This window comes from Nocardioides sp. (genome assembly GCF_050699375.1).
Classification (GTDB): domain Bacteria; phylum Actinomycetota; class Actinomycetes; order Propionibacteriales; family Nocardioidaceae; genus Nocardioides.
This window is the reverse complement of the sequence record NZ_JBOHDN010000019.1, coordinates 1-10,100: the sequence shown is the minus strand read 5'-3', so window position 1 is coordinate 10,100 and position 10,100 is coordinate 1. Positions and strand designations below refer to the sequence as shown.

At 69.6% G+C, this 10,100-nt stretch carries 10 protein-coding genes and 2 pseudogenes; 5 read left to right on the top strand and 7 right to left on the bottom strand.

Annotation, left to right across the window (positions count from 1 at the left end; genetic code table 11):
• Together ACRDPS_RS00820 and ACRDPS_RS00815 are read right to left on the bottom strand one after the other, a co-directional pair.
• A pseudogene (locus ACRDPS_RS00820) lies at positions 1-352 on the bottom strand (acetaldehyde dehydrogenase (acetylating)); the annotation flags it as partial.
• A 2-nt stretch (positions 353-354) separates the two neighbouring features.
• The gene (locus ACRDPS_RS00815; protein ID WP_431499715.1) at positions 355-1,170 is read right to left on the bottom strand and encodes a 2-keto-4-pentenoate hydratase; all 816 of its coding nucleotides are present in this window, start codon (positions 1,168-1,170) and stop codon (positions 355-357) included.
• Between the two features lie 68 nt (positions 1,171-1,238).
• Here ACRDPS_RS00815 and ACRDPS_RS00810 point away from each other — a divergent pair, with 68 nt between their 5' ends.
• Positions 1,239-2,006: an IclR family transcriptional regulator gene (locus tag ACRDPS_RS00810; RefSeq protein ID WP_431499714.1), complete on the top strand. Its 768-nt coding sequence runs from the start codon at positions 1,239-1,241 to the stop codon at positions 2,004-2,006.
• Between the two features lie 17 nt (positions 2,007-2,023).
• Here ACRDPS_RS00810 and ACRDPS_RS00805 read toward each other — a convergent pair whose 3' ends face one another.
• Positions 2,024-3,382, bottom strand: coding sequence for an MFS transporter (locus ACRDPS_RS00805; RefSeq protein WP_431499713.1), 1,359 nt, complete (start codon positions 3,380-3,382; stop codon positions 2,024-2,026).
• A gap of 146 nt (positions 3,383-3,528) precedes the next feature.
• Between ACRDPS_RS00805 and ACRDPS_RS00800 the strand changes: the two genes are divergently transcribed.
• The 4 genes from ACRDPS_RS00800 to ACRDPS_RS00785 all read left to right on the top strand — a co-directional run bounded on the left by ACRDPS_RS00800 (position 3,529) and on the right by ACRDPS_RS00785 (position 7,896).
• Entirely contained in the window at positions 3,529-4,215 is a 687-nt protein-coding gene (locus ACRDPS_RS00800; RefSeq protein WP_431499712.1) for an IclR family transcriptional regulator, read from the top strand.
• A gap of 102 nt (positions 4,216-4,317) precedes the next feature.
• The gene (locus tag ACRDPS_RS00795) at positions 4,318-5,247 is read left to right on the top strand and encodes an alpha/beta fold hydrolase (RefSeq protein WP_431499711.1); all 930 of its coding nucleotides are present in this window, start codon (positions 4,318-4,320) and stop codon (positions 5,245-5,247) included.
• 10 nt (positions 5,248-5,257) lie between these two features.
• Complete coding sequence (locus tag ACRDPS_RS00790) at positions 5,258-6,958, top strand: bifunctional 3-(3-hydroxy-phenyl)propionate/3-hydroxycinnamic acid hydroxylase (protein WP_431499710.1); 1,701 nt, start codon at positions 5,258-5,260, stop codon at positions 6,956-6,958.
• Complete coding sequence (locus ACRDPS_RS00785; RefSeq protein ID WP_431499709.1) at positions 6,955-7,896, top strand: 3-carboxyethylcatechol 2,3-dioxygenase; 942 nt, start codon at positions 6,955-6,957, stop codon at positions 7,894-7,896. Before ACRDPS_RS00790 ends, ACRDPS_RS00785 begins: the two co-directional genes overlap by 4 nt.
• Before the next feature lie 4 nt (positions 7,897-7,900).
• On the opposite strand, the gene ACRDPS_RS00780 is transcribed toward ACRDPS_RS00785, so the two are convergent.
• From ACRDPS_RS00780 to ACRDPS_RS00765, 4 genes and pseudogenes are all read right to left on the bottom strand, one after another.
• Positions 7,901-8,179 (bottom strand): hypothetical protein, encoded by a 279-nt coding sequence (locus ACRDPS_RS00780; protein ID WP_431499708.1) that lies wholly within the window; start codon positions 8,177-8,179, stop codon positions 7,901-7,903.
• Positions 8,176-8,709 carry a GNAT family N-acetyltransferase gene (locus ACRDPS_RS00775; RefSeq protein ID WP_431499707.1) on the bottom strand — a complete coding sequence of 178 codons (534 nt, stop codon included), beginning with the start codon at positions 8,707-8,709 and terminating at the stop codon, positions 8,176-8,178. The genes ACRDPS_RS00780 and ACRDPS_RS00775 overlap by 4 nt, the downstream gene beginning before the upstream one ends.
• A 64-nt stretch (positions 8,710-8,773) precedes the next feature.
• Entirely contained in the window at positions 8,774-9,892 is a 1,119-nt protein-coding gene (locus ACRDPS_RS00770) for a PDR/VanB family oxidoreductase (RefSeq protein WP_431499706.1), read from the bottom strand.
• Positions 9,889-10,100 (bottom strand): annotated as a pseudogene (locus ACRDPS_RS00765) (metal-dependent hydrolase); the annotation flags it as partial. The gene ACRDPS_RS00770 and the pseudogene ACRDPS_RS00765, both read right to left, overlap by 4 nt.

Here is a 10,100-nt window from a genome sequence, read left to right as displayed (position 1 = left end):
CGGCCGGGACGACGTACGGCCCGATCGCCGCGGGGGTGAGGTCGATCAGCCGCTTCCCGTAGGGCTCCAGCGCCGCCGCGTTGGCCACGTGCGCCTTGGCCGAGGTCGCGTCGAAGACGATCTCGATATCGTCGAACTCCGGCAGGGCGATCAGCCCCTCGACGCCGTCGGACGTGGCCGCGAACCCGAACTTCCGCGCCCGCGCCAGGCCGTCGGAGTCGGGGTCGATCCCGACCATCGCGCCCATCTCCAGATGCTGGGAGGTACGCATCACCTTGATCATCAGATCGGTGCCGATGTTGCCCGACCCGATGATCGCCACTTTCGCCTTGCTTGTTGGGCTCAGAGCCATCGTCAGTCTCCTACGGTGAAGGCCACCGAGCCGAGGCCCGACACGGTGGAACGAACGGTGTCGCCCGGGGCTATCGGCCGCATCGGGCCGAGTGCGCCGGAGAGGATGAGCTGGCCGGCACGCAGCGGCTCTCCGAAGTCGCGGGCGTAGCGGGCCAGCCACTGGACCGCGTTGACCGGGTCGCCCAGGCAGGCGGCTCCGGTGCCGGTCGAGACCTCCTCGTCGTCGATCGACATCGACATCGAGACGTCCTTGGGCTCGAACTCGTCGAGGGTCCGGCGCTCGGCCCCCAGGACGTAGGCCCCCGCCGAGGCGTTGTCCGCGACCGTGTCGCCGAAGGCGATCTTCCAGTCCGCGATCCGGCTGCCGCAGATCTCGATCGCGGCGACGGCGTAGTCGATGGCCTCCCTGACCTGGTCGTAGGAGAGGTCACCGTCGGCCAGGTCGGCCGCGAGGACGAAGGCGATCTCGGCCTCGGCCCTGGGCTGCAGGATCGCCTTCGCGGGGATCACATCGCCCGCTGCGTACGCCATATCGTCGAAGAGCACACCGAAGTCAGGGGTGTCCACGCCGATCTGCTGCTGCACCGCCTCGGAGGTGAGCCCGATCTTGCGGCCGACGATCCTCGCGCCGCCGGCGACCCGGGCCGCGGTGAGGCGCTCCTGGATCGCGTACGCCGTGGCCAGATCGGTCGCATCGAGCAGGTCCCGCATCGGCGGCACGGGAGTGCCTGTCGCCGCGGCGGTCAGCAGCCGGTCGGCGGCGGCCACGACGGCAGCGTCGGAGGCAGCACCAGGCGGGGAGGTCACTTCGCTCATGTGCCCACGGTCTCAGCCGATGGCCGCATCAGCAGGGCCCGCGTCCCGCTGACCGGTACGGTGATCCCATGCCCTCCGAGCCTGCCGATCTCGACACCGTGCTCGGCAAGGCGGTGACCATCCTGCGGGCCTTCACGGTCGACGACCAGGTGCTCTCCCTGGCCGAGCTCGTCCGCCGCACCGGCCTCCCCAAGGCGACCGCGCACCGCGTCGCCGGCGACCTGGTCACCAACCGCCTCCTGGACCGCACCAACCTCGGCTACCGCCTCTCCGGCGGTCTCTTCGAGCTCGGCATGCGCGCCTCGGTCGAGCGCTCGCTCCTGGAGCTGGCGATGCCGTTCCTCCAGGACCTCTACGAGCGCACCCACGAGACCGTCCACCTCGGCGTCCGTGAGGGCCATGACGTCGTCTACGTCGCCAAGATCGGCGGTCACCGCCAGGCCAAGTCACCCTCGCGTCCGGGCGGGAGGATGCCGGTCCACTGCACCGCGATCGGCAAGATCCTGCTCGCCTTCTCCGATGCCGAGGTCCAGCAGGAGGTCCTCAGCGGCCCCCTCGAGCGACGTACGCCCCACACGATCGTCGCCGCCGGCCTGCTGGAGCGCCAGCTCGGTGCCGCCCTCGAGAACGGCATCGCCTTCGAGCGTGAGGAGTCGGCACCCGGGCTCCAGTGCATCGCCGCCCCCATCCTCACCGACGGCGACAAGGCCCTGGCCGCGATCAGCATCACCGGCCCCGTGGGCCGCTTCCGCCCCGAGTCCCACGTGACCATCGTCCGGGCGGCCGCCCAGGGTCTCTCCAGCCTCGTCGCGCGCCGCCGGTCCCTGTCGCGCTGAGCCCGACCGCCGAGAGGTCAGGCTCGGGCCTGCGCCAATGCCACAGCCTCCTCGGCCTCGTCGTCCATCGCGTCCTTCTGACCGCGGTAGATCAGGTGCAGCCCGGTCACCGCGACCGCGGAGACGACCAGCACCAGGCCGTACGTTCGGTAGAGGTCGTCGGCCCCATAGCCCAGGCCTTGCAGGAAGGTTGCGACGTTGGGTGCGAAGAAGGCCACCACGCGACCTACGCCCATCATCAGGCCGACCGCGGCCGCACGGATCGCCAACGGATAGATCGACGGGCTGATCGCGTAGTAGGCGGCCACACCGCCGTTGACCGCGAGGCCGATGAGCACGGAGAGCGCCAGCACCATGGTGCGGTCGGTGAAGAAGGCGGCGAAGGCGAAGAAGACACCGAACCCGAAGAGCATCACCAGGCCGGTGACCAGGCGCGGGTGGATCCAGCGGGAGAGCATCGAGAAGACCAGCGCACCGATGACACCACCGGCGGCGACCATCGCCTGAGCATTGATGCCGAAGTCGGGGTCACCGGTCGACTCGGCGACCAGCTTCGCGGTCAGGCTGTTGGCGAAGTAGAACGACGCGATCAGCGTGCCGTAGGCGAGCCACAGCAGCAGCGTACGAGGCAGCATCGCGCCCTTGAACACACCACTGAGGAAGGTCTGGGAGACGGCCTTCACCGGGGCCGGCGGCAGCACCGTCGCCGTTTCGACGCCGATCTTGCGGGCGATCTTGTTGTAGGTCTCCAGGGCGTTGGGCGGGCGCTTGCCGACCAGGTATGAGACCGACTCGGGCAGAACGGCGATGGCGATGACCATGACGACGGCGGTGACGATCGCGGCGAAGAAGTATGGGCCGCGCCAGCTGAAGTTGGCGATGAGCGCGACCGAGAGGAAACCGCCGACGGCCGCACCCAGCGGCAGGCCGATCCCGAAGACACCCATCACCGCGCCACGCCGGTCGGCGTTCGAGTACTCCGCCACCAGCACATTGATGCTCGCCACGATGCCTCCGAGGACGAGACCGCCGAAGAAGCGGAACGCGAGAAACATCTCGTACGAGGGGGCGAGGCCGGCCAGGACCATCGAGAGGGTCAGCAGACCGAGCGCTCCGACGATGTGCCTACGGCGGCCGATCCGGTCGGCGAGCGGGCTGAGGCAGACCGCGCCGATGCCCATGCCGAGGGTGCCGAAGGAGGCGACCAGACCCTGCTGTGCCGGGGAGAGGCCCCACTCGACGGTGAGCGCCGGCAACGTGAACGAGGTGATCAGGATCTCGTAGCCGTCGATCATCGTGAGCACGATGCAGATCGCGACGACGAGCCATTGGAAGCGACTCATCGGGTTCTTGCGGATGGCGTCGGTGAGGTCCACGGGTGCTCCTCGGTCGTGTGTAGATATTGCACGTATCCGTGTAGATATCGGAGAGTGTGAATGGCGTCACACGAACCTGTCAACCCCGCACAACAGGCACACCCACATCCACGGCGCCGACCTCCGCCGCGTCTACGCTGGCCCCCATGGATGAGACCGCCCGCCCCGCAACCGGGTCCCAGACACTGGCCCGCGGCCTACGTACGCTCGAGCTGGTCTCCACCGCGCGCGACGGATTGAGCATCCAAGAGGTGGCCACGCATCTCGACGTGCACCGCTCGATCGCTTCCAGGGTGTTGGCGACGCTGGCGGAGTTCCGGCTGGTCACACGCAGCCCCGACGGCCGCTACCGCACCGGAACCGGACTCACCGCCCTGGCCGCGGGCATTCACACCACCTTGCGCGCGGCTGCCGAACCGGCCATGCGCGAGCTCGCCGAGGACCTCGGCGCGACCATCTCGCTCCTGGTCGCCGAGGGCAGCGAGGCGGTGGCGCTCTCCGTCGTGGAGCCGCCGGGCGCGGCGTACGTGCTCTCCTTCAGGACCGGGAGCCGCCACCCGATCGGGCGCGGCTCCGCGGGCGTCGCACTGCTGGCGGCGCAGCCGGCACTTCCCGGCGAACGAGACAGCGTCACCGAGGCGCGCCGGCTCGGCTATGCCGAGACGTTCGGCGAGGTCGAGCAGGGGGCGTACGGCGTCGCCGTACCACTCCCCTCGGCGGAGGGCGTACCACCGGCCTGCCTCAACCTGATCACCCATCGTGGCGAGGTCGCGGGCGGTTCGGCACCGAAGCTCGTGGCTGCCGCCGCGCGGGTCGCCGCAGCCCTGGGCTGATCCGCGCGACCTTGACAACCCTTGGTGACCGCCGTCATATTTCTTGCGTCACGTCGTGCAATTATCGGTTCATGACGTGTAAATAACGCACTAGGAGATACGATGGTCATCACCAAGGAGTCCGCCACCCGCGATCTGACGCTGCCCTCGGGCACGTACGTCCGCTACTACGAGTCCGGCCCGACCGACGGGGTGCCGGTCGTCATGCTCCACGGCTCCGGTCCGGGCGCCACCGGGTGGTCGAACTTCTCGGGAAACATCGAACGTGTCGCCGCCGCCGGCTTCCACGTGATCGCCCCCGACATGCCCGGCTGGGGCGACTCGGACGCAGTCGCCACCAAGGACATGGATCACGACGCCGACCTGGTCGCCATCCTCGACGCGCTCGGGATCGAGAACGCCGCCCTGGTGGGCAACTCGATGGGCGCACACACGGCGATCCGCTTCGCCACGCTCCACCCGGAGCGGGTCACCCATCTGGTCACCATGGGCGCCTCCCTGGGCAAGGGCTTCCCCAGTAGCCTGTTCGGCCCCGGCGACGGCCCCTCGGAGGGTCTGAAGGTGCTGGTCAAGGCCTACAAGGACGCCTCGCCGGAGAACATGCGAGCGCTTGTCGAGATCATGACGTACGACAAGGCGCGATTCGCTACGCCCGAGCTGACCCGGGCCCGTTCCGAAGCCGCCCTGGCGCGCCCCGAGCACCTGGAGAACTATGTCGAGGGTCTCGCGCACGGAGCCCCGATCCCGATCAAGGTCGACCGCAGCCTGATCCCGGGCATCGAGGTGCCGACGCTTCTGATCCACGGCCGCGACGACCGGGTGCTGCACTACGAGACCAGCCTGTGGCTGACCGCCAACATCCCCAACTCACGTCTGGTTCTCCTCAACCGCTGCGGCCACTGGGCGATGATCGAGCACGCCGACGAGTTCAACCGTCTCGTCGTCGACTTCTTGCGCGCCAGCGCAGGAAGCGAGCAGCCCAGCCTGCGCGCCAGCGCAGGAAGCGAGCAGCCCAGCTCGAGCAACAGCTGAGGCGACGGTGATGACGACACTCGACGCCGAGGTCCTGATCATCGGCGGTGGTCCCGTCGGGCTGACCCTCGCCAACCTCCTCGGCCTACGCGGCACCTCGGCGATCGTGCTCGAGGCTCGTTCCGAGCTGATCGACTACCCCCGCGGAGTCGGGCTCGACGACGAGTCGATCCGCTCCCTGGACACCGCCGGCCTGTGGGAGCAGATCGAGCCCTGCACCGTCCCCCACCACGTGGTTCGCTTCGTCAACGGCAGAGGCCAGGTGCTCGCCAAGAACGACCCCAAGACCCAGGAGTTCGGGTACGTCCGCAAGCACGGTTTCATCCAGCCGCTGGTCGACAAGGAGCTCGCCACCGGCCTGGACCGCTTCGCCGACACCGAGCTGCGCTTCACCCACGAGGTCGTCGACCTGGTCGAGGAGGCCGACCACGTCCGGGTCACCGCGGAGACCGGGTCCGGCGAGCGGGTCGAGCTCACCGCTGCGTACGTCGTGGGCGCCGAAGGCGGTCGGAGCTACACCCGCTCCTGGCTGGGCGAGAAGCACGGGGTCGAGTTCGAGGGGAAGTCTCCCTCGACGCGCTGGCTCGTCGTCGACGTCGAGGACGACCCTGTCGGGACGCCATCGGTCTACCTGGGTGCCGACCCGCGCCGCCCGTACGTCTCCATCGGACTTCCGCTGGGCATCCGCCGGTGGGAGTTCATGCTCTTCGACGACGAGCCGACCGAGCTGGCCGAGACCGCCGGCTTCCGCCGTGTCCTGCTCGCCCGGCACGTGCCCGATCCGGACGCGCTCGAGATCATCAACCAGCGCGTCTTCACCCACCACGGCCGGATCGCGACCACGTTCCGCAAGGGTCGGGTCATGCTCGCCGGCGACGCCGCGCACCTGATGCCGGTGTGGCTGGGCCAGGGATGGAACTCCGGGATCCGCGACGCCACCAACCTCGCCTGGAAGCTGACCGCGATCCTCCGCGGCCAGGCCAGCGACGACTTGCTCGACACCTACACCGACGAGCGTCACCAGCACGCCTCGGACATGATCGACGTCAACATGGCGGCCGGCGCGATCATGAAGTGCGGACCGGTCAAGGGCTGGCTGCGCGACCGCGCGGCGAGCCTGCTCAACCTGCGACCCGCCATGAAGGCCTACTTCTCCGAGCTCCGGTTCAAGCCGATGCCGAGGTATTCAGCGGGTGTCGTCGTCGACCAGGCGACCCTCGAGCCGGGCCGCTCCAACGTCTCGTTCAAGGGTGCCAGGCTTGCCCCGTTCGTCGACTCGGCCGGTGGGATCTCACCGGTCGGGCTGCAGTTCATCCAGCCGAGGGTGTCCACCTCCGGCGCCGGCAATGTCCTGCTGGACCAGGTCATCGGCGACTGGTGGACGATCGCAGCCTGGGGCAACGACCCCGCACGCCTGCTCTCCGAGCAGGACCTGGCCACCGCCGAACAGCTCGGCATCAGGCTGGTCGCATTCTTCCCCGAGACCCAGCGCCCGTGGGCGGAGAAGCGCTTCGCGGGATCGCCGACGACGATCGTCGGCGACACCACGGGAACCGTCAAAGACTGGTTCGACGTACGCGCCTGCGGGTTCCTCGTGCTCCGACCGGACCGCTTCGTCGCCGCCGCATCGCTCGCCCAGCAGGCCTCGGCCGCCTTCGACGCGACCCTTCGGGCAGCCTCGTACCTCACCACCGAAGGAGCAGACGCATGAGCCTCGCCCTCGTCACCATGTCCCACTCCCCGTTGTTCGGATACAACGACCCACCAGCCGAGGTGAAGTCCGAGGTCGATGCGGCCTTCGCTGCGGCGCGCGGCTTCGTGAAGGAGTACGACCCGACGCTGGTCGTCTCCTTCGCGCCCGACCACTACAACGGTTTCTTCCACGATCTGATGCCCCCGTTCTGCATCGGCTACGCGGCCGAGGGAGTGGGTGACTACGGCACCACCGAGGGCCCGCTGAGCGTCCCCACGGAGACCGCGGAGCAGTTGGCCGAGTGGGTCGCCGAGCGCGACCTGGACATCGCCATCTCCCGCAAGATGGAGATCGACCACGGCGCCATCCAGCCGCTTGAGATCCTCTTCGGCGGCATCGACACCGTGCCGACCATCCCGGTCTTCGTCAACGGCGTCGCCAAGCCCTTCACCCGAATGGGCCGGGTGCGCTCGCTAGGCGAGGCGATCGGCTCCTTCCTCGCCACGCTGACCGACGAGCGGGTCCTGGTGGTCGGCTCCGGCGGCCTCTCCCACGACCCGCCGGTGCCACAGTGGGCCACCGCCACCGAGGCGCAGCGCGCGCTGCTCCTCAACGGCCGCCACCCCACTGCCGCTGCCCGTGACGCCCGCCAGGAGCGGGTCATCCAGACCGGCCGTGACTTCGCCGCAGGCACGGCCACGATCCAGGATCTCGCCCCCGAGTGGGACCAGGCCCTGATGAAGGTGCTCGCCTCCGGCGACCTCTCCCCCATCGATGCGATGACTCCCGCGCAGATGGCCGAGGAGGCCGGCAACTCTGCCCATGAGGTACGCACCTGGGTGGCTGCCTTCGCCGCCCTCACCGCGGCCGGCCCCTACCGTGTCGGCTACGAGTACTACCGCCCGATCAAGGAGTACATTGCCGGCTTTGGCGTGATGACCGCGCGCACCGCCTGAGCAGTCAGTCTGTGCGTGCCGGAGGCAGATCGGCCAGAGCGGCGTCGGGATGTGCCCTGACCGCGTCGAGGAGCTCCAGCCAGCCCCGGCCGACCTCGTCGAGCCTGTCCTGGGAGACGAGCAGGAACGCGGCGGCGCGCAGCGTGTCGACCTCCACCTCGGGCGTACGTCCGGTCGCGCTCAGGACCGCCAGCACCTCCTCGGCCGTCTCGGCGGGCCCGGCGGACCCGCCCGCCAGTGCCCACTCCAGCTCTCCCTCGGTCGCGACGTCATCCTCCCTCACAGCTTGATCCAGTAGCGCCGCTTGAGGCCGCAGCCGTAGGCCGACCCGTCGAAGACGTCCTGGAGCTCGCCGCCCTGGGACTCGATGGTCCGAGCCGACGCCGCGTTGTCGTCGTCGCAGGTGATCAGGACGCGCTCCAGCCCGAGCACACGGGCCTCGCCGAGCAACAGGCCCAGCGCTCGTCGGGCGTGCCCCTGGCGGCGGGCCGAGGGTCGCACCGAGTAGCCGATGTGCCCGCCGACGTTCTCGAGGAAGTCGTTGAGCTCGTGCCGCAGCTGGATGAACCCGACCACCTCGTCGTCCGAGGTGATCCAGAAGGCAGAGGCGTGCACCCGCCCGGCGGCCGGCGGGACCGAGGGGTTCCGGTTCGTCGAGGTCTGCGCGATCAGCCGCTCGCACGCCTCCCGGCTCGTGTCGGAGTTCTCCTCGTCCGGGATGGCGGCGCCGTCGATGTGCGCCCCGTCGAACTCGGCGACCGCGGCCGCCCAGGAGTCGTAGAGACCGAGCGAGGGAGGGGCGAGGGCAGTCATATCGCAAGGAGACCAGCCGACAGGTGCGCCCGGCAAGCCGTTAACGCGCCCCTGCGGTCCCGGATCAGCCGTCGATCACCACGGTCCCGCTCGCCCGCGAGACGCAGAGGATCATGTGCCCGTCGCGCTCGTAGTCGGCCAGCGCGTGGTCGCGGTGCTCGATCTCGCCCTCCAGCACCCGCACCCGGCAGGTGCCACAGAACCCCTGCTGGCAGGAGTACGCCTGGGCCGGCCGCACCCGGCGGACCGCCGTCAGCGCCGACTCCTCGGCGCCCACCTCGACCTCGACGTCGGAGTCCTCGAGGCGTACGCGGAACGGGCGGCCGCCGAGCACGGGAGGCGGTGAGAACCGCTCGTAGTGCAGCGTGTCGATCAGCGGGTCGGGGATCTGCGCGCGGATCGCCTCGATCATCGGCATCGGACCGCAGCAGTAGAGCGCGGCCCCCTCGGGCGCCAGCGAGATGATCCTGGCCGCGTCCGGCCTCCGCCTTGACCCTGGGGCCATCTCGTCGTCGGGCCACAGGTGGATCTCGTGGTCGCCGACGATCTCCCGGATCTCCTCGAGGAACGGCATCGTGTCGCGCGAGCGCCCGGTGTAGACGAACTCGTACGGCAGGCCTCGCCGCACCACGTCGCGGAGCATCGGCAGGATCGGGGTGATCCCGATGCCGCCGGCCACGAAGAGATAGCCCGCGGGCGAGTCGACGAACGGGAACGCGTTGCGCGGCCCCTTCAGCACCAGCCGGTCACCGACTTCGAGATGGTGCGCCTCGAGCGACCCGAGTCCTCCGCCGGCTGATGGCTCGATCAGCCGTACGCTGATCCGGTAGGCGGAGAGGTCGTCGGGGTCGGAGTTGAGGGAGTACTGCCGCAGCCGGCCGCTGGGCAGCAGCACGTCGACGTGTGCGCCCGGGTCCCAGGCCGGCAGGTCGACAGAGCCGCGTCGTCCTGAGCCTGTCGAAGGGTCCTCGCGGACGAACCAGATCGCCTTGACGTCGACGCCCTCCTCCTCGATCCGGCTGACCCTGACGTGCAGGTCACGGTCGATCCGGCCGAGCGGCTTGCGGCGCCGCCAGGAGCGGTAGGCGGCCTTGGTCCAGTACGCCCCGACAACCCCTTCGAGGGCGCGGTAGAGCCGCGAGTCGGGGATGTCCGGTACGGAGTAGTGGGCAGGGCCGGTCATGGCGCCTCCGCGATGGCGTCCGCCCGCATCGCCGCGGGCGACTTGGCCAGATAGCTCACCGCCTGCGCCGTCGAGCCCTCCTTCGAGGGGTCATAGTTGGGCAGGAAGAACTTCCAGGTGGCCCACCCGATGCGTACGACCCCGGGCACCAGCCCACGCCGCTCGGCATCGATCAGCTTGATCAGCCCGGCCCTCGGCCGCTTGCCCT

What these genes read in the sequence shown, in the direction of transcription:
- ACRDPS_RS00795 (WP_431499711.1), top strand. Translation starts at nt 4,318, where the DNA reads ATGGTCATCACCAAGGAGTCCGCCACCCGCGATCTGACGCTGCCCTCG.
- ACRDPS_RS00815 (WP_431499715.1), bottom strand. Translation starts at nt 1,170, where the DNA reads ATGAGCGAAGTGACCTCCCCGCCTGGTGCTGCCTCCGACGCTGCCGTC.
- ACRDPS_RS00775 (WP_431499707.1), bottom strand. Translation starts at nt 8,709, where the DNA reads ATGACTGCCCTCGCCCCTCCCTCGCTCGGTCTCTACGACTCCTGGGCG.
- ACRDPS_RS00800 (WP_431499712.1), top strand. Translation starts at nt 3,529, where the DNA reads ATGGATGAGACCGCCCGCCCCGCAACCGGGTCCCAGACACTGGCCCGC.
- ACRDPS_RS00785 (WP_431499709.1), top strand. Translation starts at nt 6,955, where the DNA reads ATGAGCCTCGCCCTCGTCACCATGTCCCACTCCCCGTTGTTCGGATAC.
- ACRDPS_RS00790 (WP_431499710.1), top strand. Translation starts at nt 5,258, where the DNA reads ATGACGACACTCGACGCCGAGGTCCTGATCATCGGCGGTGGTCCCGTC.
- ACRDPS_RS00770 (WP_431499706.1), bottom strand. Translation starts at nt 9,892, where the DNA reads ATGACCGGCCCTGCCCACTACTCCGTACCGGACATCCCCGACTCGCGG.
- ACRDPS_RS00810 (WP_431499714.1), top strand. Translation starts at nt 1,239, where the DNA reads ATGCCCTCCGAGCCTGCCGATCTCGACACCGTGCTCGGCAAGGCGGTG.